Origin of the sequence: Dyella sp. EPa41, assembly GCF_016586165.1 — a bacterium.
GTDB lineage: Bacteria > Pseudomonadota > Gammaproteobacteria > Xanthomonadales > Rhodanobacteraceae > Dyella.
Map to the genome: position 1 here is coordinate 18,538 of NZ_BCPR01000040.1, position 23,095 is coordinate 41,632.

General features: G+C 65.9%; 24 protein-coding genes. 11 read left to right on the plus strand and 13 right to left on the minus strand.

Annotation, left to right across the window (positions count from 1 at the left end):
* Position 1: 1 nt before the first annotated feature.
* From JMF82_RS13530 to JMF82_RS13545, 4 genes are read right to left on the minus strand one after another with little or no spacing between them, the layout of a single operon-like run.
* On the minus strand, positions 2–1,288 hold the full coding sequence (locus tag JMF82_RS13530; RefSeq protein WP_201315093.1) for an FAD/NAD(P)-binding oxidoreductase: 1,287 nt from the start codon (positions 1,286–1,288) through the stop codon (positions 2–4).
* Entirely contained in the window at positions 1,281–1,526 is a 246-nt protein-coding gene (locus JMF82_RS13535; RefSeq protein ID WP_201315094.1) for a 2Fe-2S iron-sulfur cluster-binding protein, read from the minus strand. The genes JMF82_RS13530 and JMF82_RS13535 overlap by 8 nt, the downstream gene beginning before the upstream one ends.
* Positions 1,523–2,635, minus strand: a complete 1,113-nt coding sequence (locus JMF82_RS13540) for an FAD-dependent oxidoreductase (RefSeq protein WP_201315095.1) — start codon at positions 2,633–2,635, stop codon at positions 1,523–1,525. The genes JMF82_RS13535 and JMF82_RS13540 overlap by 4 nt, the downstream gene beginning before the upstream one ends.
* Positions 2,632–3,573: a 4-hydroxyproline epimerase gene (locus tag JMF82_RS13545; protein ID WP_201315096.1), complete on the minus strand. Its 942-nt coding sequence runs from the start codon at positions 3,571–3,573 to the stop codon at positions 2,632–2,634. Before JMF82_RS13545 ends, JMF82_RS13540 begins: the two co-directional genes overlap by 4 nt.
* 141 nt (positions 3,574–3,714) lie before the next feature.
* Here JMF82_RS13545 and JMF82_RS13550 point away from each other — a divergent pair, with 141 nt between their 5' ends.
* Positions 3,715–4,461: an AraC family transcriptional regulator gene (locus JMF82_RS13550; protein WP_201315097.1), complete on the plus strand. Its 747-nt coding sequence runs from the start codon at positions 3,715–3,717 to the stop codon at positions 4,459–4,461.
* 66 nt (positions 4,462–4,527) lie between these two features.
* Here JMF82_RS13550 and JMF82_RS13555 read toward each other — a convergent pair whose 3' ends face one another.
* Together JMF82_RS13555 and JMF82_RS13560 are read right to left on the minus strand one after the other, a co-directional pair.
* Entirely contained in the window at positions 4,528–4,884 is a 357-nt protein-coding gene (locus JMF82_RS13555) for a YXWGXW repeat-containing protein (RefSeq protein WP_201315098.1), read from the minus strand.
* A 139-nt stretch (positions 4,885–5,023) separates the two neighbouring features.
* Entirely contained in the window at positions 5,024–5,347 is a 324-nt protein-coding gene (locus JMF82_RS13560; protein ID WP_201315099.1) for a YXWGXW repeat-containing protein, read from the minus strand.
* A gap of 175 nt (positions 5,348–5,522) precedes the next feature.
* Between JMF82_RS13560 and JMF82_RS13565 the strand changes: the two genes are divergently transcribed.
* The 6 genes from JMF82_RS13565 to JMF82_RS13590 all read left to right on the plus strand — a co-directional run bounded on the left by JMF82_RS13565 (position 5,523) and on the right by JMF82_RS13590 (position 13,809).
* Positions 5,523–6,152 carry a TetR/AcrR family transcriptional regulator gene (locus JMF82_RS13565; protein WP_201315100.1) on the plus strand — a complete coding sequence of 210 codons (630 nt, stop codon included), beginning with the start codon at positions 5,523–5,525 and terminating at the stop codon, positions 6,150–6,152.
* Positions 6,149–7,078: an alpha/beta hydrolase gene (locus JMF82_RS13570; RefSeq protein WP_201315101.1), complete on the plus strand. Its 930-nt coding sequence runs from the start codon at positions 6,149–6,151 to the stop codon at positions 7,076–7,078. The genes JMF82_RS13565 and JMF82_RS13570 overlap by 4 nt, the downstream gene beginning before the upstream one ends.
* Positions 7,079–7,296: 218 nt before the next feature.
* Positions 7,297–10,764, plus strand: coding sequence for a methylmalonyl-CoA mutase family protein (locus tag JMF82_RS13575; protein ID WP_201315102.1), 3,468 nt, complete (start codon positions 7,297–7,299; stop codon positions 10,762–10,764).
* A gap of 11 nt (positions 10,765–10,775) precedes the next feature.
* Entirely contained in the window at positions 10,776–11,366 is a 591-nt protein-coding gene (locus JMF82_RS13580; protein ID WP_201315103.1) for a 2'-5' RNA ligase family protein, read from the plus strand.
* A gap of 626 nt (positions 11,367–11,992) precedes the next feature.
* Positions 11,993–12,700, plus strand: coding sequence for a polysaccharide deacetylase family protein (locus JMF82_RS13585; RefSeq protein ID WP_201315116.1), 708 nt, complete (start codon positions 11,993–11,995; stop codon positions 12,698–12,700).
* Positions 12,697–13,809, plus strand: a complete 1,113-nt coding sequence (locus JMF82_RS13590; protein WP_201315104.1) for a glycosyltransferase family 4 protein — start codon at positions 12,697–12,699, stop codon at positions 13,807–13,809. The genes JMF82_RS13585 and JMF82_RS13590 overlap by 4 nt, the downstream gene beginning before the upstream one ends.
* Before the next feature lie 134 nt (positions 13,810–13,943).
* On the opposite strand, the gene JMF82_RS13595 is transcribed toward JMF82_RS13590, so the two are convergent.
* Both JMF82_RS13595 and JMF82_RS13600 read right to left on the minus strand, forming a co-directional pair.
* Entirely contained in the window at positions 13,944–14,804 is an 861-nt protein-coding gene (locus tag JMF82_RS13595) for a hypothetical protein (protein WP_236585468.1), read from the minus strand.
* 124 nt (positions 14,805–14,928) lie between these two features.
* Positions 14,929–15,396, minus strand: coding sequence for a nuclear transport factor 2 family protein (locus JMF82_RS13600; RefSeq protein ID WP_201315106.1), 468 nt, complete (start codon positions 15,394–15,396; stop codon positions 14,929–14,931).
* 381 nt (positions 15,397–15,777) lie between these two features.
* Between JMF82_RS13600 and JMF82_RS13605 the strand changes: the two genes are divergently transcribed.
* The 3 genes from JMF82_RS13605 (at position 15,778) to JMF82_RS13615 (ending at position 18,085) form a co-directional block, all read left to right on the plus strand.
* On the plus strand, positions 15,778–17,094 hold the full coding sequence (locus tag JMF82_RS13605) for an amidohydrolase family protein (RefSeq protein WP_201315107.1): 1,317 nt from the start codon (positions 15,778–15,780) through the stop codon (positions 17,092–17,094).
* A gap of 221 nt (positions 17,095–17,315) precedes the next feature.
* Positions 17,316–17,534 carry a DUF2945 domain-containing protein gene (locus JMF82_RS13610; protein ID WP_201315108.1) on the plus strand — a complete coding sequence of 73 codons (219 nt, stop codon included), beginning with the start codon at positions 17,316–17,318 and terminating at the stop codon, positions 17,532–17,534.
* Between the two features lie 8 nt (positions 17,535–17,542).
* Entirely contained in the window at positions 17,543–18,085 is a 543-nt protein-coding gene (locus JMF82_RS13615) for a DUF488 domain-containing protein (RefSeq protein ID WP_201315109.1), read from the plus strand.
* An 88-nt stretch (positions 18,086–18,173) separates the two neighbouring features.
* Here JMF82_RS13615 and JMF82_RS13620 read toward each other — a convergent pair whose 3' ends face one another.
* Positions 18,174–18,440 carry a hypothetical protein gene (locus JMF82_RS13620; protein WP_201315110.1) on the minus strand — a complete coding sequence of 89 codons (267 nt, stop codon included), beginning with the start codon at positions 18,438–18,440 and terminating at the stop codon, positions 18,174–18,176.
* A gap of 238 nt (positions 18,441–18,678) precedes the next feature.
* Positions 18,679–18,891, minus strand: coding sequence for a hypothetical protein (locus JMF82_RS13625; protein WP_236585469.1), 213 nt, complete (start codon positions 18,889–18,891; stop codon positions 18,679–18,681).
* A gap of 358 nt (positions 18,892–19,249) precedes the next feature.
* Between JMF82_RS13625 and JMF82_RS13630 the strand changes: the two genes are divergently transcribed.
* On the plus strand, positions 19,250–19,666 hold the full coding sequence (locus tag JMF82_RS13630) for a hypothetical protein (RefSeq protein ID WP_201315112.1): 417 nt from the start codon (positions 19,250–19,252) through the stop codon (positions 19,664–19,666).
* Positions 19,667–19,814: 148 nt separating this feature from the next.
* Here the strand turns inward: JMF82_RS13630 and JMF82_RS13635 are convergent, their stop codons facing one another.
* The 3 genes from JMF82_RS13635 to msrA form a co-directional block, all read right to left on the minus strand.
* Positions 19,815–21,278, minus strand: coding sequence for a GntP family permease (locus JMF82_RS13635; RefSeq protein WP_201315113.1), 1,464 nt, complete (start codon positions 21,276–21,278; stop codon positions 19,815–19,817).
* The gene (locus tag JMF82_RS13640; RefSeq protein WP_236585470.1) at positions 21,268–22,266 is read right to left on the minus strand and encodes a patatin-like phospholipase family protein; all 999 of its coding nucleotides are present in this window, start codon (positions 22,264–22,266) and stop codon (positions 21,268–21,270) included. Before JMF82_RS13640 ends, JMF82_RS13635 begins: the two co-directional genes overlap by 11 nt.
* A 246-nt stretch (positions 22,267–22,512) precedes the next feature.
* The gene (msrA, locus tag JMF82_RS13645) at positions 22,513–23,025 is read right to left on the minus strand and encodes a peptide-methionine (S)-S-oxide reductase MsrA (protein WP_201315114.1); all 513 of its coding nucleotides are present in this window, start codon (positions 23,023–23,025) and stop codon (positions 22,513–22,515) included.
* Positions 23,026–23,095: the final 70 nt, after the last annotated feature.

Below are 23,095 nucleotides of genomic sequence, written 5' to 3' on the forward strand. Positions count from 1 at the left end.
ATCAGCTACCTCGGTATGCGTCGTCAGAAGGAAGGGTGGTAAGCCCGGCCAGCGTGGCCAGACGGGCGGGGAAGATGGGAGGGCGCGCGCCATCGCGCGGGAAGCGCCCGAGTTCGGCCAGCGCCGTGCCGCAGATGCGTCCCTGGCAGGCGCCCATGCCGCAGCGCGTGGCGAGCTTGGCGGCGCGCGCGTTGGTGAAGCCGCCGAGTTCACCCAGCGTGACGTCTTCGCAGCGGCAGATCAGCGTGCTGTCTTCTGCCAGTGCGTGCAGGCGTGGATCGAGTGCGAAGTGCCGTGACAGCAACGCACCGAAGCGCCGCTCGCGATCGCGCTGCGGCAACAACGCATGCGCCGCCACGCTGTGTCCGGTGGCGACATGGCCCGCCATGGCGCCTTCGAGCCGCGCCACCGCCAGCCCGCCGATGCCACCGGCTTCGCCCGCGGCGTACACGCCGCCCACGCTGGTGCGCAGCAGCCTGTCCACGCTGACGTGGGGATGCGGGCCGAGATAGTCCATCGCGCAGCCCAGCAACTGGGCCAGCTCGGTATTGGGCACCAGGCCGTAACCCACCGCGAGCAGATCGCAGTCGAGCGCCTGCGTTCCCGTCGGTGTCTCGATATCCACGCGTTGCACGCCATCGCCGCCGTGCGCACGACGCACGAAGGAACCGAGCCGGTAAGGCACGCCGGCCAGGCGAAGACGCAGTCCGATCGCCTGCACGGCGCGCGCGGGCCAGTGGCGAAGCTGCCTGGCGAACGCGTGCACGACGGCCGCGGGCGCCTGTTCGTAGATGCCGAGCACGCGCGCACCGTGCTTGCGCAAGGTATCGGCCGCGGCGAGCAGCAAGGGGCCGCTGCCGGCGATCACCACGCGCTTGCCGGCGACGGGCCAGCCCTGCTTGGCGAGCGCCTGCAGACCTCCGGCGCCCGTGACGCCGGGCAAGGTCCAGCCGGAGAAGGGCAGCAGCAGTTCGCGTGCACCCGTGGCGAGAATCAGCGAGCCGTAGGAGATGAGCCGGCCGCCCTGAGGCGTTTCCACGCGCAGCCCGGACGACTCGACGGCCACCACGCTGTGGCTGGCCAGCACGTCCACGTCACGCAGTTTGCCGAAGGCTTCGCGTGCGGCACGCGGTGCTTCGCGGCGCACGTCGTGGCGCCACACCTGTCCGCCAGGGCGTGGCTGCGCGTCGATCAGGCCCACGCGCGCGCCGTGTGCCGCGGCGGTCTGGGCCGCCGCGAGGCCCGCGGGGCCCGCGCCTGCCACCAACACGTCGTAACGGTCAGGCATCGGTCGTCACCTGCATGCCTTCCGTCACGGCCGTCATGCACGCGCGCACGTGGGCGACACCATCCACCTGCACACGGCATTCGAAGCACACGCCCATGCCGCACAGCGGTGCGCGCCGGGTATCACTCACCGAGCGGCGGAATTGCATCGTCACCTGCGCTACGGCCGCCGCCACGCTGGCGCCTGCGGGCACTTCCACCGGCAAGCCGTTCACGCTGAGCTTGACCTGCGCGCTCATGCGGCCATCCTCCGCGGCGAATAGGGCGCCGGGTCGATGGCGGGCTGGCGCCCCTGGACCAGGTCGATCATCAGTTTCGCGCTGCCCAGCGCGGTGGTGACGCCGAGGCCTTCGTGACCGGCCGCCACCCATTGGTCCGTCGCGCCGGGCACGGCCCCGAGATATGGACGTCCATCCGGCGTGGTCGGCCGGAAGCCGGTCCAGATGCGCACCGCTTGCAGTTCGCGCAGCCTGGGCACGAAGGCAAAGCTGCGCTCGAGCATGCGTTGCACCATCGACGGCGATACGGCAGCGTCGGTCGCGCTGAATTCGCGGGAGGAGCCGATCAGGATCTGTCCGGTCGGCCGCGGTTGTACGTTGAAGGCGACGCTGCTGTCGGCATCGCCGTGGGCGCTGTCCGCATAACCGAGTTCCAGCAGCTGGTGACGCACCAGCCCGGGATAGCGATCGGTGATGACAAGATGGCCCTTGCGCCCGCGCATCGGCAGCATCGGCAACAACGCGGGCAGGGCGCATCCGGTAGCGACCAGCACGGGGCCGGCGAGGCGCGTGCCGTCGTCGAGTTGCGCGCCGCTGCGTGGCAGTGCCAGCACGCGCCGTCCGGCGTACAGTCGCGCGCCGCGCGATTGCGCGCGCTTCACAAGGTGATCCGCCACGCGCGGCGGGTACACCACCGCTTCGCGCGGCACCAGCAGGCCGCCGGCCAATCCCGGCGCCAGCGCGGGCTCGAGTTCGTACAACGCCCCGGCGTCGACCACGCGAGCCTCGACGCCTGCCGTATTCAGGCGCGCGACGCGCGTGCCCGCGGCTGCCAGTTCATCGTCGTTGCGGGCCACCCATAGCGTGCCGCAGCGGCTGAACTCCGCTACGCCCACATCGGCGAAGGCTTCCCAGTGGTGCAGCGAGTAGTTCGCCAGCGCGAGTTCGGCCGGGTCGTCGTCCATCGCCACCAGGTGGCCCATGGCGGCGGCCGTGGCGCCACCGCCGATCGGGCCGGGCTCCACGATGGCGACGCGCATGCCTCGGGCGCTGGCTTCATCGGCACAACTGGCGCCGATGATGCCGGCGCCTATGACGATCAGGTCGAAGCTGGCGACGGTGCCGCTCATTCCGCTCCGCTGCCCCAGGTGAAGACATCGGCCTCGTCGAACAACAGCGTGCTGCGCGCGACCACGAAGGCCGTGCCGGTGATCTGCGGACGCACGCCTTGGGTACCCGGTGTGTAGCGGCCCTCGAACACGCTGCCGAGGATGCTTTCCTGCTGCCAGGCCTCGCCCGGCGCGAGCTTGCCGTCCGCGGCGAGGCACGCCAGTTTGGCGCTGGTGCCGGTGCCGCACGGCGAACGGTCGTAGGCAAGACCGGGGCACAACACGAAGTTCCGGCCGTCCAGTCCAGCGACCGGAGACTTCGTGTTGACCTCGATGTGATCGATCTCGCCGCCATGGGCGCCGGTGATGTGGTTGGCTTCGAGCGCGCGGCGGATGGCTTCGGTGTAGGTGGTGAGTTCGCGCTGGTGACGGATCTCCAGCGGCAACGGCGTGTCCTTCGTGATGAAGAACCAGTTGCCGCCCCAGGCGATGTCTCCGGTGACCGTGCCGTAGCCGGGCACGTCGACGCTGACGTCCTTGGCGTGACGATAGCTTTCGACGTTGTCGATGGTGACGCGGTCGTCTTCGTGCAGCGTCGCGCCGACGATGCCGACCGGTGTTTCTATCTTGTGCGTGCCCGGGCCGATGCGACCCATGTGCTGCAGTGTGCGTACGAGCCCGATGGTGCCGTGGCCGCACATGCCGAGATACGAGACGTTGTTGAAGTAGATCACTCCCGCGCACGCGTCGGCCGTCTGCGGCGGCAACAGCAGCGCGCCGACCACCGTGCTCGATCCGCGCGGTTCGCAGGCAATGGCGCTGCGCCAGCGGTCGAAGTCACGACGGAAGCGCTCGCGTTGCTCCATCAGCGTGCCACTGCCCAGGTCGGGAAAGCCGGCGATGACCACGCGGGTGGGTTCGCCGCCGGTGTGTGAGTCGATCACGTCTATGGTATGCATGGTGCCTATCCTCGCGTCGCCTGCGCTTGGGCGTCTAGAAACGCTTGTCACCGGGGGATGCGGAAATCGGCACAATGAAAAACCTCGTGGCGGGGCTATGCTGCAATTGCAGCACGGGCTGGCGCATGGCAAGGAGTTTCGATGGGGATGAAGATTTCGGCCGATGAACTTGAAGCGCTATTCGATGCGCTGCCCGACGTGGTGTTCTTCGTGAAGGACGGCAGCGGGCGGTACACGCACGCCAACCTCACGCTGGTCCGTCGGCTCGGTCTCAAGCATCGCAGTGACGTGATCGGGCGAGACGTGACCGAGCTGTTCCCGCAATCGTTGGGCGGTTCCTACGCTACGCAGGACCAGCGCGTGCTCGAAGGCGAGGTGATCGAAAACCAGCTCGAAGTGCACATGTTCCCCAACCGCGTGCCCGGCTGGTGCCTCACCTGCAAGCGGCCCCTGCGACAGCGAGGCGAGGTGCGGGGCATCGTCGGCATCTCGCGCGACCTAGGCAAGCCGGACGGCCGGCATCCCACCTATGTGCGGCTGCGTCGCGTGCTGGCCCATCTGCAGGAGCATTACGCCGAAGGCGTGCGCGTGGCGAGGCTCGCGGAGCTGGCGGATCTTTCGGTGGCGCAGCTCGAGCGGCATTTCCGCAAGGTATTCCAGCTCACGCCGCAACAGCTGCAGACCAAGTTGAGGATCGAAGAAGCCATGCGGCGCCTGCACGGCGAGGACAGCATCGCCGCGATCGGACTGGCTTGCGGCTTTGCCGACCAGAGCGCGTTCGCGCGCCAGTTCAAGGCGACGGTGGGGATGACGCCACGCGACTATCGAGCCTTGGTATCGGCGCCGGCCAACGGCCGCCGCGCACCGATGGCGGAGCGGGTGTCCTGAATCGAATGGCCGAACCGGACGTCACCCGAGGCAACCCGGATGACGTCGGAGGCGAACCGGCCTTGCTCAGCCGGCGACCCACACGCCCACGTTGAGGTGCCAGCCATCGTTGCGGCGCTCATAGTGCGGATGCACGTAGTGGTAGCCAGGGCGCTCCGCCTCCCAGTGGCCATGCCTGGCCACGTACTGGTGGCCATCCCAGTGCCAATAGCCGCGCGCCCAGACGTAGCCAGGGCGAGGCGCCGGTTCGCGTTCCACGATCTCCACCGGTGGCGGCTGTGGCGCCACCACTTCGACGTATTCGCGCTGCACGACCGGTTCGCGTTCGACGACGACCGGGCGCGGGCGATGAGCCGGTTCCTCGACGACGCAGCCGCTGGCCAGGAGGGTGAGTGCGGTAAGGGCGATCAGGCGTATCGACATGGTTCTAGGCACCTTTGGATGAAAAAGTCGCAGGACGATGACGGCTCCAGCTGAGGCCTGCCTTTCCGTCGGCAGGCCTCCGTGCCGTTAGTTTTTGCTTTTCAGGCAACTACTTGCGATGAGCTGTGGGGCGGCTCGATCAATGGCCCCAGTGGCCATCGTGGAGGCGCCAACCGTCGCGGTCGTGCTCCCAGCGGGCCGGGCGATAGACGTAGCCCGGGCGTGAGCGCACCCAATAACCGCCGACCCATACATGACGATGGCCTTCCCAGCGCCAATAGCCCGGCGCCCACACGTACCCGACGCGCGGGGGCGGCACGACCTCATAGCGCGGCGGCGGCGGAGCCACGTTGATGCCGACCGCGACAGACACGCCAGCCGCGGCGGTCGGGGCATAGGCGGCGCCTGCGCTGGCGATGCCGAGAACAGCGAGCAGGGCGAGTTTGCGGGTGGTGTTCAACATGGAGATCTCCCTTGGCGTCGGCCGCACCACGCGGCCTCAGTCGCGGAAAACGAAGCTTCCCGGCGGTTGTTGACGGGCTTTGCACTGCTTGTTCAGGTTGGTGGAGGGCAGGGTGGCGTCGCCGTTCAGCTCTTCTTGATGGAAAAAGAACGAACGGTCGTGCTATTTTTCGACCATGACAACCGCAGCCCCCACCAGCGGCAAGCGCGCCGCAACCCGCGAACTGATCCTTGAGCACGCCTACGAGCTGGCACGCAGGGAAGGACTGGAAGGTCTTTCCATCGGCGCGCTGGCGCAGGACGTGGGCATGTCCAAGAGCGGCGTCTTCGCCCACTTCGGTTCCCGCGAGGACTTGCAGTTGGCCGTGCTGGAAGCCGGGCAGCTGCGCTTCCTGCAGCGCGTGAAATGGCCTGCGCTGAAGCTTCCCCGCGGCCTGCCCCGCGTGCGCGCCATTGTGGCGAACTGGGTCGAGTGGGCGCACGAATACCAGAGCGGTTGCGTGCTGCTTACCGCCGCCAGCGAATACGACGGGCGGGAAGGCCCGCTGCGTGACACGGTGATTCGCCAGCAGGCCGGCTGGCGTCAGGAAATGTGTCGCGCCATCGGCCACGCGGTGGAAAACGGCGAGCTGAGCACGGACACCGATCCGGGCCAGCTCGCCTTCGAGATCTACGCCCTGATGCTCGGGTTGCATCACGACGCAGGTCTGTTCGGTTTCGACGAAGCGCGCCGGCACACGCTGGTCGGCTTCGATCGCCTGATCGCCAGCTACCGCCCGGAATCGGGCCGGAGGACTGCGCCATGACCACCACGACCACCGGCAAACGCCATCACGGCCCCGGCAAATTCACGCTGGGCGCGGTCCGCGCGGGCTTCGCGCTGGGCGGCCGGCTGGCGCCTGCGCGCGCGGTCGAGCAGGCCCGGCGCCTGTTCGTGACGCCGTTCGCCAGCAGCCGCGCCCGTGCGGCGCGCGCGCAGCCGGATGCGGACATGCGCGAGCAGGTGATCGAAGTGAAGAGCCGCCGCATCACGACGTACGTGTGGGGCGACCCGTCCACGCAACCGTACGCCTTGCTCGTGCATGGCTGGTCCAGCTTCGGCCTGCGTTACCTGCCCTGGGTGGCTCCGCTGCGCGCGCTTGGCTACGCCGTGGTCGCCTTCGACCAGCCGGGGCATGGCAAGAGCGAAGGCCGCTACTGCACCATGCCGGACTTCGTCGATACCACGCGTGCCGTGGGCCAGCATCATGGCCACGCCGCGCTGGTGATCGCTCACTCCCTCGGTGGCGCCGCCGCTGCGCTGGCGCAGGGAGAGGCGTGGCACGCGGACAGGCTCATTCTGATCGCGCCGGCCGCCGATCCGGTGGCTGCCACGCAGCGATTCAGCCAGTTCGTGCACCTGGGCGAGCATCTGCACGGTCGCCTGCACGCCAGCCTGGAAGCGATGACCGGCATCAGCATCCATGACCTGCAGGTGCATCGCCACCTGCCGACATTGGGGCAGCCCGGACTCGTCGTGCATGACATGGATGATCATGACGTGCCGTGGTCCGAAGGCGAGCGCTACGCCCGCCATTGGCATGGCGCGAGGTTGCTTACCACGCAGGGCCTCGGGCATCACCGCGTGCTGGATGCGCCCGAAGTCATCGAGGCGTCGCTGGCGTTCCTGCGCGGGGAGGTCGTGGGCGAGCGCGTGGTGTCGTCGCCGAATCTGCCGTTTGGGGATGGCTGAGGCGTCGGATCGCGCACTGGGTGCGCTCCTACAAAAGCGCCGCCTTGCAGGAGCGCACCCAGTGCGCGACCGCAGGCTCGACGATACCCATCCGCACGGTCTTCGCGGAAACCCGCGAAAACCATGGCAAACCGGCCTCCCTCCGCGCCGCAACATGTTCCAAACGTAACCATCCACTAAAATGAGGGATTAGCCGTTACGCCGTTTTCGGAGTCCCCATGAGTTCCCCCGCCCAGCACGTTCCCGCCAGCGCCGCCCAGGCGGAAACCCGTCCGTTGCGTTTCGTTACCGCCGCCAGCCTGTTCGATGGCCATGATGCGGCCATCAACATCATGCGTCGCATCATCCAGTCGCAGGGTGCGGAAGTGATCCACCTGGGCCACAACCGCTCGGTGGAAGACGTGGTGCGCGCCGCGCTGCAGGAAGACGCCGACGCCATCGCTCTGTCGTCGTACCAGGGCGGCCACGTCGAGTACTTCAAGTACATGGTGGACATGCTCAAGGAGCACAACGCCTCGCATATCCGCGTGTTCGGCGGTGGTGGCGGCACCATCACGCCGGAAGAAATCCGCGAGCTGCAGGCCTACGGCGTGGAGCGCATCTATCACCCCAATGACGGCATGAAGCTCGGCCTTGCCGAGATGATCGAAGACGTCATGAAGCGCACCCGCGCCGCGGCGGTGAAGCGCGCGAAGGGTGCGCCGTCGGGCGTGGTCGATCCGCTGGTGAACATCGATGACGAAATCGCCGTCGGCCATGTGCTCTCTGCGCTGGAAGAGGGCGATATGCCCGAAGCCGAACTGGAACACCTGCGCAAGCAGTGGAAGATGGCCGGCAAGCAGACGCCGGTGCTCGGCGTGACGGGTACCGGTGGCGCGGGCAAGTCCTCGGTGGTGGACGAACTGCTGTTGCGCTTCCTGCACGCGTTTCCCGCGATGCGCATCGCCGTGCTCGCCGTCGACCCGACTCGTCGCCGCAGCGGCGGCGCGCTGCTGGGCGACCGCATCCGCATGAACTCGCTGCGTAGCCATCGCGTCTACATGCGCTCGATGGCCACGCGCCGCCAGCACGCCGCGACCAGCGCGGTGCTGCGCGACTGCATCGATTTCCTCAAGGCACAACCGTACGACCTGGTCATCGTCGAAACCGCCGGCATCGGCCAGAGCGACTCGGAGATCGTCGACCTGGTGGATTTCCCCACCTACGTGATGACCAGCGACTACGGCGCGGCCAGCCAGCTCGAGAAGATCGACATGCTCGACTTCGCCGAGCTGGTGGTGCTCAACAAGTTCGACAAGCGCGGTGCGGAAGACGCGCTGCGCGACGTGCGCAAGCAGTGGAAGCGCAACCGTACCGCGTTCACGCTCACCGACGAGCAGGTGCCGGTATTTCCGACCATCGCCAGCCAGTTCAACGACCCGGGCGTGACCTGGATGTTCACCAACCTCTGCCGCCTGCTGCGCGACAAGCTCGGCCTGCCGGCGGACAAGTGGTCGCCCGGCCTCGACACCACGTTGAAGGAACCGCGTGCCACCGTGCTCATCCCGGGCAGCCGCGTCCGCTATCTCGCGGAGATCGCGGAGCAAGGCCGCGGCATCAACAAGGAAATCGAGCGCGAGGCGGAATTCGCCAGCAAGGCGCAGCATTACTACGAGTCGCTGAAGGAACTGGGCGACGCGCACCTGCCGCGTGAGCTGGCGCGCTATGAATCCGAAGCGCTGCACGAAGAGGGCGCCGACCGCACGTTGCTGACGCTGCGCCAGCGTTACAACGCGGCGATCAAGGAGCTCAGCCACGAGGCGATCCACCTGCTGCACGACTGGCCCAAGCGCTACAAGTCGGTGACCGACGAGGTCAACGAGTACAAGGTGCGCGACAAGGTGATCCGCGTGGAGAACTACCGCGAATCGCTCAGCCACCAGAAGATCCCGAAGGTCGCGCCGCCCAAGACCAGGGACTGGGGCGACCAGCTGCGCTTCCTGATGCGCGAGAACCTGCCGGGCTACTACCCGTATACCGGCGGCGTATACCCGTACCGCCGTACCGGCGAGGACCCGACCCGCATGTTCGCCGGCGAGGGCACGCCCGAGCGCACCAATCGCCGCTTCCATTACCTGAGCCAGGGCGGTGCGGCCACGCGCCTTTCCACCGCGTTCGACTCGGTGACGCTGTACGGTGAAGATCCGGCGCCGCGCCCCGACATCTACGGCAAGATCGGCAACTCCGGCGTCAACATCGCCACGCTGGACGACATGAAGAAGCTGTACTCCGGCTTCGACCTCAGCGCACCGACCAGTTCGGTGTCGATGACCATCAACGGCCCGGCGCCGATCATCCTCGCGATGTTCATGAACACCGCGATCGACCAGAACGTCGAGAAGTACCTGAAGGAAGATGCGGCACGCTGGACAGCCGCCGAGAAGAAGATTGCCTCGCTGTTCCCCCATGGTCGTCCGCAGTACTCGGGCGACCTGCCCAGGGGCAACGAAGGCTTGGGGCTAGGCCTGCTCGGCATCACCGGCGACCAGCTGGTGGATGAGGAGACCTACGCGCGCATCAAGGAGGAAACCCTGCAGACCGTGCGCGGCACGGTGCAGGCCGACATCCTGAAGGAAGACCAGGCGCAGAACACCTGCATCTTCTCCACGGAGTTCGCGCTGCGCATGATGGGCGACATCCAGCAGTACTTCGTCGACCACAAGGTGCGCAACTTCTACTCGGTGTCGATTTCCGGCTATCACATCGCCGAGGCCGGCGCGAACCCGATCAGCCAGCTCGCCTTCACGCTCAGCAACGGCTTCACCATCGTGGAGTACTACCTGGCGCGCGGCATGAAGATCGACGACTTCGCGCCGAACCTGTCGTTCTTCTTCTCCAACGGCATGGATCCGGAATACACCGTGATCGGCCGCGTGGCCCGCCGCATCTGGGCGCGCGCGATGCGCGAGCGCTACGGTGCGAGCGCGCGCAGCCAGATGATGAAGTACCACATCCAGACCTCCGGCCGCTCGCTGCACGCGCAGGAGATCCAGTTCAACGACATCCGCACCACGCTGCAGGCGCTGTATGCGCTGTTCGACAACTGCAACAGCCTGCACACCAACGCTTACGACGAGGCGATCACCACGCCGACCGAAGAGAGCGTGCGTCGCGCGGTGGCGATCCAGATGATCATCAACAAGGAACTGGGCCTCAACTTCAACGAGAACCCCTGGCAGGGCAGCCACATCGTCGATGCGCTCACCGACATCGTCGAAGAGGCCGTGTACAAGGAGTTCGAGGCGATCAGCGAGCGCGGTGGCGTGCTCGGCGCGATGGACACCATGTACCAGCGCGGCAAGATCCAGGAAGAGTCGATGTACTACGAGCAGAAGAAGCACGACGGCAGCCTGCCGCTGATCGGCGTGAACACCTTCCTGCCCAAGGACCATGGCGGCGAGATCGCCACCGAGATCGAACTGATCCGCTCCACCGAAGGCGAGAAGGCGCAGCAGATCGACAACGTGAAGGCCTTCGGCAAGGCCCGCAACGGCCTGGCGCCGGATAGCCTGAAGACGCTGCAGGACACCGCGCGCGAACGCCGCAACGTGTTCGAGCAGTTGATGGAGGCGGTGAAGTACAACTCGCTGGGCCAGATCAGCCACGCGCTGTACGACGTGGGTGGCGAGTACCGCCGGAACATGTAAGGAGCCGGAACATGGCGGGTGACGATCTGTTTGGGTGGTCGGGCGACGAAGGGTTGGAGCCCGAGTGTGCGTACTTCTTCGCGTTGATGCCGAAGGGTCCGACGCAACAGCAGATCGGGGAAAGGCGCGAGTCGGCGATTCGCGCCCGGAGCGTCGGCCGGGCCTCGCCCGTCGATGATCACCGGCTGCACCTTTCGCTGTGCGCTCCTAAAACGCTGAAGCGACTCCGCGCGCCTTTCGAGCAGTCGCTGCAGCGCGCCGGTGCCGAGGTGAAGGCCTCGGCCTTTGGCCTGCGCCTGGATGGATTCGATACCTTCAACGGCGGATTCGGCCAACCATGCCGCGTGCTTCGCAGCGATGCGGCGAGCAGCACGCGCGTGCAGGCTCTCAAGGACAGCCTTGGCAGGGCGTTGTTCAACCAGGGGTTCGGTTGGGACGGCGGCACCCTGGCGCCCCACGTGACGCTCTTCTATGCCGATCACCTCGAATCGCCATACAGCCCGGCCGAGGCTGTCGAATGGCATGTGGATGAGTTTGTGCTGGTGCGCAGCCGCGTGGGCAAGCACCGGCACGACATCATCGGGCGCTGGCCACTGCATTAACGCATCGGGGCGTTCCTGATACCCCTCGCGGCTCCGCGACGCGGTTCCAGGGAAGCTCGCGGCCCAGGGGCGTGATATCTCCAGACAATCTGCCTCTCATCGCCCCCTTCCTCCTTGGGGAGCGGTTCGTGATGACGTGCCACCCTCGCGAGCCCAGTCGTCGCATGGGGAAGTTCATTGCCACGAGGGCCGCCGTCTCGTGACGTGCGTTGCGGCGCGAGTTTCCTGTCGCCTGCCTGTGGAGTGCGGTGTCAGTGAAGACGCCCGACGCGAGGGTGGTGATCGATCCTCCTCGCGTCGTTTCGTTCGGACGTCTATACGTCTACGTATTATCCGTATGGGTAGGCTCCCCCCGGACATTAGACAGGTTGATGAAAGCTTCGCGGCCGGTTCTTGGCGGCTGCCGCTCCTGCATTCGGCGCGATTGAACATTACGCGAAACTAAAGAATTCCATCCCGCCGAAAGCCGTTCGACAGTTTCGGCGCCATTTATTTCGAAAAGGGTGAACAAGCGGCAAATTCGGCTGAAATTTCGGGCTTTCAGCCTTGCCTTGCGAGTTTGCGTCATAACAATGTTTCACCAGAAGCCTTATCCATAGAGACGCTTGGTGAGAATCCCGATCCTCATGTACCACAACATCGCGCGCGTTCCAGAGGACGTTCGCGTATATCGAAGCCTCTACGTATCGCCTTCATCGTTCGCGCGGCAGATGGCCATGCTGAAGATGTTCGGCTATCGCGGCGTGTCGATGTCCGATGCGATGCCTTATCTTCGCGGCGAGAAAGACGGCCGCGTCGCGGTGATCACGCTCGATGACGGTTACGCGGACAATCTCGAATCCGCGATGCCCGTGCTGCAGCGCTACGGATTCACGGCGACCTGCTATGTCGTGAGCAGCCTTGTCGGCCAGTACAACGTGTGGGACGCCGATCGCCTCGGCGTGCGCAAGCCCATGATGTCGGTCGAGCAATTGCGGGCCTGGCACCAGGGCGGCATGGAAGTGGGCGCTCATACCCGCACGCATGTGCGTCTCAGCCAGTGCGGCGAGCAGCAGCAGCGTGACGAGGTGCAGGGCAGCAAGGCCGAGCTGGAAGATCGCCTCGGCATTCGCATCGGCCAGTTCTGCTATCCCTACGGCGACCATGACGATCGCGCGGTGGACGCGGTGCGCAGCGCCGGTTTCGACGCTGCGACGACGACACATCGTGGCCGCGCCGAGGCGAAGCCTTCCATCGACTTCATGCGTCTTCCGCGTATCCAGGTCGCGCGGCATCACGTGCTTCCCCAGGTGGCGGCGAAGGTGATGAGCGGCTACGAGGACAAGCGCGCATGAAGCTTCTCTTCGTAGGTACCAACCCTGAGAACACCGGCGCGGCGACGCACTTCGTCACGCTTGCCAAGGCCATGGCCGAGGCGGGCCACGAGGTCGAGGCCATCGTTTCGCGCAAGGGCCTGATCGGCCAGGGACTGGCGGCGGCAGGCGTGCCGACGTTTGTCAGTTCGTTCCGCAACGTGTACGACATGCGCGGCTATTCCACGGTGATGCGCCGCATCGCCGCGTTCTCGCCGGACTGGCTGGTAGGCAACTTCGGCAAGGAATACTGGCCCTTGATTGCCAGTGGCCGGCTGACGCACACGCCGGTCGCGCTGTTCCGGCACCGCAACCCACGCATGAGCAAACTCTCCGAATGGGGCGTGCCGCGCTTTGCCAATCGCTTCATCGCGGTATCGGAATTTGCGCGCAATGCCTATCTGCGCTGGGGCGTGCCGGCGGATCGGGTGTGGATTTCCTACAACCCGGTGGACATCAACGAATTCCAGCCCGACCCGCAGCGCCGCGCACAGGTGCGGCGCGAGTTCGGCATCGCCGACGATGACATCGTGATGGGCTTCGTCGGCCGCATGCATGGCGGAAAAGGCGTGGCCCAGTTGATGCAGGCGGCCAACGAGGCCATGCAGGTCAATCCGAGGCTGCATGCGCTTTGGGTCGGCAACGGACCGGAAGAGTCGGTGTTGCATCGCATGGCCGACCAGGGCGGTTTTTCCACGCGCCATCACTTCACGGGTTGGGTGGCGGACACCGCGCGCTACCACCGCGCGTTTTCGTTCCTGGCGTTTCCGTCCGTGGAACTGGAAACGTTTGGCCGCGTGTCCATCGAGGCACAAGCCTGCGGCGTGCCGGTACTGGGCAGCCACATCGGCGGCGTGCCGGAAACCATGCGCGATGGCGTGACGGGCTTCCTGATCGAGCCGGGCAATGTCGCGGCCTGGCGCGATCGCATCCTCACGTTGTGTGACGAATCGCTTTGCGCGGAGATGGGTGCGTCTGCACGCGCCCATGTGATGGACCACTTCAGTAATGCGGCGGTCGCACGCGACTTCGAGCTGCTGCTTCGCTATGGCGACGAAGCGCTGCATCACTATGAGCACGCCCCGACATGACGAGTCGGAGCGACGCCTAATCACGACCATGGTCGGCCAGGTCGCCGCCGCCGCACGGGTACTATCGGCGAGCGGCCTTGCCCGGGGTGAAGGCGAAACACGGGCTGCCCATCGCCGCCGGTCAGTTCCGGCAGCTACCTGCGCGCCGAGGTCGCCTGCCTGGGCGATACGCCGCACGTGGGCGGCCATGCTTCCTGGCCCTGCGGTTGCCACACGAAGAATTCGCCGGACTTCGGCTCGCCGGTGTCGCGGGCAAACATCAGCGAGTTGCCGCTGGGTGAGAACAGCGCGCCGATTTCGCTGCCATTGACGTTCACTTCCGGGCCCAGCTTTGCGCGTGGCGACCATCCGTTCGGCGTCATGCGTGATTCGTATAGCCCGCCGTCCGCCATCAGGATGAGCCGCTTGCCGTCGGGCGAGGGCAGCGGTTCGTATTCGTTGCCCGCCGTATTGATGGCGGGGCCGGCATTTTCGACGATCCACTGGCCGGGTGAGGCCTCGCGAGCGCGCCAGATGTCGTTCTTGCCGAATCCGCCCGGCCGGTTCGACCCGAAGTACAACCATCCATCCGGCGCCAGGCGCGGGAACCACTCGGCCTCATCGGAGTTCACCGGGGCCGGCAAGCGCTCCGCGGGTTTCCAGTGGCCGTCCTCGGCGCGGTCGGCGCGCCAGATGTCGAGGTCCCTGCTTTTCTGGCTGCCGGTGGCGCGGGTGGAAATGAAATAGATGCTCTTGCCGTCCGGGGTGAACCATGGGTCGGCTTCCGTGCCGTTTGCCGCGAACGGTGCCGGCGCCGGCGTGCTCCAGGCCTTGCCGTTGCAATGGGAGGTGAGGATGCGCCAACCGGAAAACGACTTGGAGCTGCGCACGAAATAGAGGTCGCCGGTGCGCGGATCGAAGGCCGCATGCGATTCGAACAGCTCGCTCGACACGCCCGCGGGCGCCCATGGGTGCACCTGGGCGGGTGCACCCGTCACGCCGTGAAAAGGGGCCAAGGCAGCAACCAGAACGAAGAATGTCCGCTTCATCTCGTCCGCTCATTCATGGATGCCCGGATGCTAATGGACGGCCCGCAGCCATCCAACCGTCCTCGGCCGGAGCCGGTACCCGCGCCGCGCTTCAGAATCCGAGGTCGCTGAGCCCGGGGTGATCGTCGGGCCGGCGGCCCAGCGGCCAGTGGTATTTGCGATCCGACTCGGCAATGGGCAGGTCGTTGATGCTCGCGTGGCGATGGACCATCAGGCCGGCCTCGTTGAACTCCCAGTTCTCGTTGCCATAGCTGCGATACCACTGGCCGGAGTCGTCGTGGCATTCATAGGCAAAGCGCACGGCGATGCGATTGCCGGTGAAGGCCCAAAGCTCCTTGATCAGGCGATAGTCGAGTTCGCGGTTCCATTTGCGCCGAAGAAAGGCTTTCACCGCCTCGCGGCCATCGAGAAATTCCGAACGATTGCGCCAATGCGTATCGACGGTATAGACCAGCGAGACCCGCTCCGGATCGCGGGTATTCCATGCATCCTCGGCCATGCGCACTTTCTGGATGGCGGTCTCACGGGTGAAGGGTGGAACAGGCGGTCTGGTTTCCATGGAACACCTCGGCAGTGAGGGGCGAAACGAATGACAAGCCGGTTTGCGCGAGCGCGCTTGCGGGCTGCGGAAGGCTGCAGTCGCACGTGCCACTGCATGTCCTCGTGGGATGGCGGGTTGCAGGCGCGAGGACGGGCCGGCGCCAGCCTGGTGATCATAGTCTTCTGCGCATGATCGCGGCCTCCTTTTCGCGATATCGCCGGTTGCGGTGCGGTGCAGCAAGGCCGGGAATCCATTCGTGACGAACGACGTGTGTCGTCGGTTGAGTCTTTCGCGGTAAGGTTCGGCGAGGGGAGATCGCATGACCGTGGCGCAAGGGCGCACCGTTCGGGCCGTCTGTCCGCAACCTCCTTTGCCCATTGCCCACGGAGATGTTCTTCCATGCGTTCATTGCCCCTGTTTGTCGCCATCGCACTGACCTTCGGGTCCACGGCCGCCCTGGCGGACGACGCTCCCGCTGCGCCCGCCAAGGTCGTGGTGCGCGCTGCCCACCTCGTCGATACGCAGGCCGGCACCGTGCGCGACAACCCGCTGGTGGTGATCGAGGGCGACAAGATCACCGAGGTCCGTTACGACGGGCAGGTCCCCGCGGGCGCCAACGTCATCGACCTGGGCGGCGCGACGCTGCTGCCGGGCCTGATCGACTGCCATGTGCACCTCACCGGCGACCCGAACGAGGTGAAGGGCGATTACTACGAGGCCATCCTCAAGCGCAGCGCGATCGATTCGGCGATCCTCGCGCCCATCTACGCCAAGCGCACGCTGGACGCCGGCTTCACCACCGTGCGCAACCTGGGGGCGAGTGACTACGTGGACGTCGCCCTGCGCAATGCGATCAACCGAGGCGATATCCAGGGCCCGCGCATGCTGGTGTCCGGTCCGCCGCTGGGCGCCACCGGCGGCCATGCCGACGACACCACGGGCTTCTCGCCCTGGATCCAGTTCCACGACATCGACGGCGTGGCCGACGGCATCGATGCCATCCGCCATCGCATCCGCGAAAACGTGAAGAACGGCGCCGACGTCATCAAGTTCATGGCCAGCGCCGGCGTGCTGAGTGCGGAAGGCTCGGTGGGCGCGCCGCAGTACTCGCAGGAAGAAATGAACGCACTGGTGGATGAAGCGCATCGCTGGGGCAGGAAGGTGGCTGCGCACGCGCACGGTGCCGAAGCCATCAAGATGGCCATTCGCGCCGGCGTCGATTCCGTCGAACACAGCAGCATGATCGATGACGAAGGCCTCAAGCTCGCCAGGCAGAAGGGCACCTATCTCGACTTCGATGTCTACAACGACGACTACATCCTCAGCGAATACGCGAAGAAGGGTTTTCCGGCCAGCACCGTCGAAAAAGAAAAACTCGTCGGCCGCCTGCAGCGCGAAAACTTCCAGCGCGCGGTAAAGGCCGGGGAGAAGATGGCCTTCGGCACCGACGCCGGCGTCTATCCGCACGGCTGGAACGGCAAGCAGTTCGCCGTCATGACCAAGTGGGGCATGACCCCGATGCAGTCCATCCAGGCGGCCACGGTGAACGCCGCCGACCTCCTCGACATGAAAGGCAAGGTGGGTGCTGTCGCACCGGGCTACTTCGCTGACCTCATCGCGGTCGGTGGCGATCCGATCAAGGACGTTTCGCAGCTCGAGCACGTGGGCTTCGTGATGAAGGGCGGGTCCGTCGACAAGAACGAGATCAGGCGCTGATCAGGCAACCTGCGCGCAGCGACCTGTGACGGCGGCCTAAGGATCGCGCGCCCTCGGCGCCGGCGTGAAGATGGCGGCCGTTGCAAGCCGTCCATCTTCACGTGGAAACACGGCGGGCATGGCTAACGTCGGATGCCGCCGGGCCCATAGCCATGCCTGGCGATCACCAGGCCGGCATGCCGGTGATGCGTCGATGCCGGGAATCATGGGGATTTTTCGCGATGACCAGGACCTTCAAGGTAGGCGATCACGTCGGCTGGAATTCCGAAGCCGGCCACGTGACGGGAACCATCATTGCCGTTCATACGAGCGACTTCGATTACAAGGGCCATACGCATCGCGCGTCGAAGGAAGATCCACAGTACGAGATCAAGAGCGACAAGACCGATCACGTCGCGGCCCACAAGGGCTCCGCGCTTCGGCACGTTCGCGGTCATTGAGCCGGACGATGGCTGCCTTCTTCACCGTCGGTCATTCCAACCGGAGCGTGGAGGAACTGGCGGGCCTGCTCGACGATGCGCAGGTCCGGCACGTGGTGGACGTGCGTGCGTTTCCACGCTCCTACACCCATCCCCAGTTCAATGACGAGGTTCTTCCCGCCAGCCTGGCGCCCTTCGGCCTTTCGTATGAACACGTGGCGGCGCTTGGCGGCCGCCGTGGCAGGGCCAGGCAGGTCCCTGCCGAAGTCAACGGGTTCTGGTCGAACCAGAGCTTTCACAACTACGCGGATTACGCGCTTTCAGAACCGTTCCGTGGCGGCCTGGACCACCTTATCGGCGAAGGACATGCGCGTTCTTGCGCGATCATGTGTTCCGAGGCGGTGTGGTGGCGCTGCCATCGGCGCATCATCACCGACTACCTGATCGCACGCGGCGAAACGGTGCTGCACATCCTCGGGCGCGGTCAGGTGGCGGAGGGACGACTCACCGCCGGCGCGCTGCCGCAGGCGGATGGAACGATCATCTATCCGGCTGTCGCTGCATCGCCTTGATACGCGGAAAGCGTCGTGACACCGCTGGCTGATGGCCAGGGCCGACCGCTGGCGCAGCTTCGCCGCCAGCCTCGGCCCGGGGCGTCGATCACGCCTCTTCGGGAGGCGGCTGCAGCGTCACCGCGAGTTCCTCGAGCTTCTCGATTTCCTCGTTCAGCGCATCGTGCAGCTCGCCCTGGCGCGTCATCAAGGCTTCGATCTGGCCGACGTGCTTGAGCTTCTTCAACTCGCCGTCGAAGAGCAGCCATTGGGCCGTAAGGGTCTCGACGTTGTTTTTTGCGTAGTGGCGCATCTCCTTGAGTTGCGCCAGCACGTCGTTGACGTGTTCGAATGGCGTTTTCGTATCCGCTGTCATGGCGGTATCCCAAGCTTCATCCGTGCTGCAGGATAGTCGCGCGAAGCTGGCTGGCTCCGAAACGGCTTCGGCTCTCGCCGGACTCGGCCGGAATCCGCGTGTTCATCGAGGCCTGCGGGTGGCACCGCCATGCGCAGAGATCAGCGGTGGGACGAAGCCTTGCGATCTCGGCCCCGAGGAGGGGCGGCCACCCTGACATGCACTCACCCCGAGCCTCACACGCCGGTCGCCCCTCCTCTCAATCGCTGGTGGATCGGCTCAGATCGGTAAGACCGTGGCGTTCGGTAAGGTCGTACAGCTGCTGCCACCACCAGTGCCGATCGGACTCGGCAATCGACGACGCGTGAACCTGCGTCCTCGCCTCGATGGCCTGCCAAAGGTCTTCTTCCGCGGAGCCGGACGCTTTCAGCTCGGTGAGCTCGCTGTCCAGCAGCCTGAATCGCTCCGCCAAGTGCTCTCTCGATAGGCGCATACCCGTGACCGCCGTTCGTCTGGCTCAATGGACGGACCATGCACCCGTGACGCTTTCGGTTGCCTTAACCTGTCATCATTCAGGGGCAGGCATTAAGCGTGCCTTTTGTTTCATCGGAATCGATGGCGCCGTGCGGGCCTTGCGGTGATGGCGGACTGCGCCATTCGACCCGGGTGCATATCACCCGATGAAGGCATGGCGGTGCAGCCCGGGTGCGCCGGGCCGGCCGACGGGGGCGCTACGCGCCGCCAGGAAAGATGCTTGAATGGACGTCCGGACAAAACCGGAGGTCAGGCGAAGACGGTTCCAACACCCATCAACGCAGTGGCGCGGGATCATGTCAAACACGGTACGCATGCTGGTCTTCTGCCTTCTCGCGCTTTCCTTCATGGCCGCAAGGGCCGCGAACGAAGAGTTGCTTGCCGTGTCGTGGCCGGCATCATTGGTGGCGGCATCTTCAAACCTGCGGATCAACGACATACGCATCATGCTGGCGTGTGGCGAGTTCAGGGCGGTCAGGCATATCCCGTCCGATTGGAGCATTGAGGTCGAGCGGCCCGTGTCGTCGCGCACCAAGCTGCATTTGTCGGCCGGCCACGGCGCGAGCGATCTGCCGAACTTGAAGGCGCTGCAGGGGGCCATCGTGGTTGCCGGCGCCGGTTCCCGTTGCTTTGACATATCGGCGACGGTCTACACGGAGACCACGGTGCGCCGACTTACACGAGCCGACCTGGGTCTGGTCAAGGCGCGTTGAGTTGCCAGGGTTCCCGAGGATGTCCGGACGACATCGGCTTGGGTGGTTTGTGGTCGTCGCTGCGTAGGCTTGTCGCGCACTGGGTGCGCTCCTACGGGGAGAGGCCGCGCCATGGGGCTTTGCATGAGCCCGTCGTGGCCGCGTGCAGTCAGAACGCGCCGAGCATCGACCCCAGCGGAATCACCACCAGCAGCGCCGCCAGTGAGGGCAGGATGCCGGCGATGACGATGGAACGATAGCTGTCGCGATGGGTGCAGCCACAAAGGCCGAGCAGGGTCACGATGGCGCCGTTGTGCGGGAGAATGTCCAGCGTGCCGGAGCCGATGGCGGCGACGCGATGCAGCAGGGCGGGGTCGATGCCCAGGGCGTCGGCAGCGATCCTGTAGGTGCTTCCCATCGCGTCGAGCGCGATGGTGAGCCCCCCGGACGCGGAGCCGGTGAGTCCGGCCAGTACGTTGGTGGTGACCGCGAGCGACACCACCGGGCCGCCGGGCACGGAAAGCATCTGCTCGCGCACGAAGTGGAATGCCGGCAACGAAGCGATGACGGCGCCGAAGCCGGCGAGGCTGGCGACGCTGAGCGAAGGCAGCACCGAGGCGTGGGCGCCGTCGTCCACGCTTTCGCGCAGGTTCGCCAGGCGTTTCCGGTGAATGAGAGCCAGCACGACGATGGCGGCAGTCAGCGCGACGATCACCGACCAGACGCCGGCGACCGCCGAAACCGTGGTGGCGCCCCAGCGCGGCTGGGCAAGGTAGGCCAGGTTCATTCGCGGCAGCACGAATAGCGACATCGCCAGGTTGACCGCCGTGACGATCCCCAGGGGCAGGAAGGCGGCGAACGCCGATGGAGGATGCCGTTGCGGGCGATCGGGCGTGACTTGGGCAATGTCGAACTCATCCGCCAGTGCCGCGCGTACGCGGTCGCGCTGCAGTTCGCCCAGCGGGACCGCCGCCTGCGGGCCGGTGAATCCTTCGCCGTTGCTGCCCGCCACGCGGCGCTCGTAGGACAGGTACAGCATGCCCAGAACCAGCATGATGGCCGCCGCGATCAGGCCCAGCCCCGGCGCCGCAAACGGCGTGGTGCCGAAGAAAGGCATGGGTATCGCGTTCTGGATGGCGGGCGTGCCCGGCAGGGCGGTCATGGTGAAGGTGCTGGTGCCGAGCACGATGGCCGCGGGCATCAGGCGTCGCGGCACGTTGGCTGCGCGAAACACTTCGCTGGCCATGGGCACCAGCACGAAAAAGGCGACGAACAGGCTTACGCCGCCGTAGGTGACCAGGGCGCCAGCCAGGACTACCGCCAGGATGGCGCGTTCTTCGCCCAGCCAGCGCACCATGCAGTCGGCGATGACCTGCACCGAACCGCTGTCGTTCATCAGCTTTCCGAAGACCCCGCCCAGCAGGAACAGCGGAAAAAAACGTGCGAAGAAATCGGCGGTGCCGCCCATGAATACCTGGGTCCAGGTGGCGAGCAACGGATAGCCGGAGAATGCCGCGGCCACCAGCGAGGTGAGCGGCGCCAGTATCAGCACGCTCCATCCACGGAACGCGAGCGCGATCAGCAGGGCAAGCCCGGCGACCATGCCCAGCAGACCGACCGCCTCAGCCGTCATAGGAGAACGCATCCATGTCGAGCGTGGAGACGTGGCCAAGCGATTCGCCGTGCTGCTCGATGAAGCGAGCGGCGGCTTCGCGTCCGGCATCGCGCAGCTTCAGCAGGAAAGGCCACTCGGCATTCAACTTCGAGGAATAGCCGAGATCGAGCATGGCTTCGCTGCTCAACCGGTGCAGGCGCATGTTGGCCCAGTGCGATGCCTCACCATCGCCGGGCGAGGCGCTCTGGCGCAACAGCGCGAGCATGCGCAGCTCCTTCAGCAGCACCGCATTGAAGGAGACTTCGTTGAGCCGGCTGAGGATGTCGCGCGCCGAGTAGGGCAGCTCGTCGCGGACGACCGGATTCACCTGGATCAGGATGGTGTCCTGCGAGGTGCATTCCCGCACCAGCGGCGTGATGGTGGGGTTGCCGGAGTACCCGCCGTCCCAGTAGGCCTCGTGGTCGATTTCGACGGCGTGGAACATGCTGGGTAGACAGGCGGACGCGAGCAGGACGTCCGGATTGAGTTCACGGTTGCGGAAGATGCGGCCCTGCCCGGTGCGCACGTTGGTTGCCGTGATGAAGAGCTTGATCGGGCCGTGCTGCACGCGCTCGAACGAGATGCAGCCGGCCAGGATGTCGCGCAGCGGATTCACGCCTCGTGGATTGAGGTCATACGGCGAGAACAGGCGCGCGACCATGTCCATCCAGACAAAGGCGGGCGATTGATCCAGCGTCCAGCGCCCCAGCAGGACGTCGAGCGGGCCGCGCCGGAACGGGCTCCATCGCGCGGCGTCGGATACCTCGCGCCAGAACTGCTCCAGCGCCTGTCGCGCTCCCTCCGCGCCCGATGCCGCGTAACCATGGGCGAGCACGGCCGCGTTCATGGCGCCGGCAGAGGTGCCCGAGATGCCATCGATCTGCAGCCAGGGTTCTTCCAGCAGCCGATCGAGCGCGCCCCAGGTGAACGCGCCATGCGAACCGCCACCCTGCAACGCGAAATCCACTCGCACCGGTTCGCGTATCACGGACCCGTGGCCCCGCGCCGGTGCAGGCCCGGGAGTGCATCGCGGCAGTGGCCAGGTGCCAGCCGGCGGTCTCGCGGAGGCATGACGATCCCTCGTTGGAATGCCGTCTCACTCTGCCTGCAGGAAAGTCAAGGCAGCGTGTTGCAGTGCAGCGCCGATGCTGCACGTGCCGTTGTCATTCATCGAGGGTGACGCCAGCGGGTTGGGCCGCTGGCGTCCTCGCCATCACGCCTGTTTGCGCTGCGGCAGCTTCCAGTCGGGGCGGATGAAGTGACAGGTGTAGCCACTGGGAAAGCGTTCCAGGTAGTCCTGGTGCTCCGGCTCCGCCTCCCAGAACGGGCCCGCCGGCGCGATCTCGGTCACCACTTTGCCCGGCCACAGGCCCGATGCGTCGACATCGGCCACGGTGTCTTCGGCCACCGCCTTCTGCTCGTCGTTGAGATAGAAGATCGCCGAGCGGTAGCTCGTGCCCACGTCGTTGCCCTGGCGGTTCTTCGTGGTCGGGTCGTGGATCTGGAAGAAGAACTCCAGGATCTGCCGATAGCTGATGCGGCTCGGGTCGAACTCGATCTCGATGCCTTCCGCATGCGTGCCATGGTTGCGATAGGTGGCGTTGGGCACGTCGCCGCCGGTGTAGCCGACGCGCGTGGACACAATGCCCGGATAGCGTCGCAGCAGATCCTGCATGCCCCAGAAGCATCCCCCTGCGAGGATGGCCGTCTCGGTCCTGTTCGTCATGGGTTGATCCTTTCGTCGATGAGGGTGATGCGCCGATCTCGCGGCATGCCATGCAAGGTGGTGCGCCTTG

What these genes read in the sequence shown, in the direction of transcription:
- JMF82_RS13605 (WP_201315107.1), top strand. Translation starts at nt 15,778, where the DNA reads ATGCGTTCATTGCCCCTGTTTGTCGCCATCGCACTGACCTTCGGGTCC.
- JMF82_RS13565 (WP_201315100.1), top strand. Translation starts at nt 5,523, where the DNA reads ATGACAACCGCAGCCCCCACCAGCGGCAAGCGCGCCGCAACCCGCGAA.
- JMF82_RS13545 (WP_201315096.1), bottom strand. Translation starts at nt 3,573, where the DNA reads ATGCATACCATAGACGTGATCGACTCACACACCGGCGGCGAACCCACC.
- JMF82_RS13635 (WP_201315113.1), bottom strand. Translation starts at nt 21,278, where the DNA reads ATGACGGCTGAGGCGGTCGGTCTGCTGGGCATGGTCGCCGGGCTTGCC.
- JMF82_RS13615 (WP_201315109.1), top strand. Translation starts at nt 17,543, where the DNA reads ATGGCTGCCTTCTTCACCGTCGGTCATTCCAACCGGAGCGTGGAGGAA.
- JMF82_RS13585 (WP_201315116.1), top strand. Translation starts at nt 11,993, where the DNA reads ATGTACCACAACATCGCGCGCGTTCCAGAGGACGTTCGCGTATATCGA.
- JMF82_RS13575 (WP_201315102.1), top strand. Translation starts at nt 7,297, where the DNA reads ATGAGTTCCCCCGCCCAGCACGTTCCCGCCAGCGCCGCCCAGGCGGAA.
- JMF82_RS13580 (WP_201315103.1), top strand. Translation starts at nt 10,776, where the DNA reads ATGGCGGGTGACGATCTGTTTGGGTGGTCGGGCGACGAAGGGTTGGAG.
- JMF82_RS13555 (WP_201315098.1), bottom strand. Translation starts at nt 4,884, where the DNA reads ATGTCGATACGCCTGATCGCCCTTACCGCACTCACCCTCCTGGCCAGC.
- JMF82_RS13530 (WP_201315093.1), bottom strand. Translation starts at nt 1,288, where the DNA reads ATGCCTGACCGTTACGACGTGTTGGTGGCAGGCGCGGGCCCCGCGGGC.
- JMF82_RS13610 (WP_201315108.1), top strand. Translation starts at nt 17,316, where the DNA reads ATGACCAGGACCTTCAAGGTAGGCGATCACGTCGGCTGGAATTCCGAA.
- JMF82_RS13535 (WP_201315094.1), bottom strand. Translation starts at nt 1,526, where the DNA reads ATGAGCGCGCAGGTCAAGCTCAGCGTGAACGGCTTGCCGGTGGAAGTG.
- JMF82_RS13550 (WP_201315097.1), top strand. Translation starts at nt 3,715, where the DNA reads ATGGGGATGAAGATTTCGGCCGATGAACTTGAAGCGCTATTCGATGCG.
- JMF82_RS13570 (WP_201315101.1), top strand. Translation starts at nt 6,149, where the DNA reads ATGACCACCACGACCACCGGCAAACGCCATCACGGCCCCGGCAAATTC.
- JMF82_RS13620 (WP_201315110.1), bottom strand. Translation starts at nt 18,440, where the DNA reads ATGACAGCGGATACGAAAACGCCATTCGAACACGTCAACGACGTGCTG.
- JMF82_RS13560 (WP_201315099.1), bottom strand. Translation starts at nt 5,347, where the DNA reads ATGTTGAACACCACCCGCAAACTCGCCCTGCTCGCTGTTCTCGGCATC.
- JMF82_RS13630 (WP_201315112.1), top strand. Translation starts at nt 19,250, where the DNA reads ATGTCAAACACGGTACGCATGCTGGTCTTCTGCCTTCTCGCGCTTTCC.
- JMF82_RS13590 (WP_201315104.1), top strand. Translation starts at nt 12,697, where the DNA reads ATGAAGCTTCTCTTCGTAGGTACCAACCCTGAGAACACCGGCGCGGCG.
- JMF82_RS13600 (WP_201315106.1), bottom strand. Translation starts at nt 15,396, where the DNA reads ATGGAAACCAGACCGCCTGTTCCACCCTTCACCCGTGAGACCGCCATC.
- JMF82_RS13540 (WP_201315095.1), bottom strand. Translation starts at nt 2,635, where the DNA reads ATGAGCGGCACCGTCGCCAGCTTCGACCTGATCGTCATAGGCGCCGGC.
- msrA (WP_201315114.1), bottom strand. Translation starts at nt 23,025, where the DNA reads ATGACGAACAGGACCGAGACGGCCATCCTCGCAGGGGGATGCTTCTGG.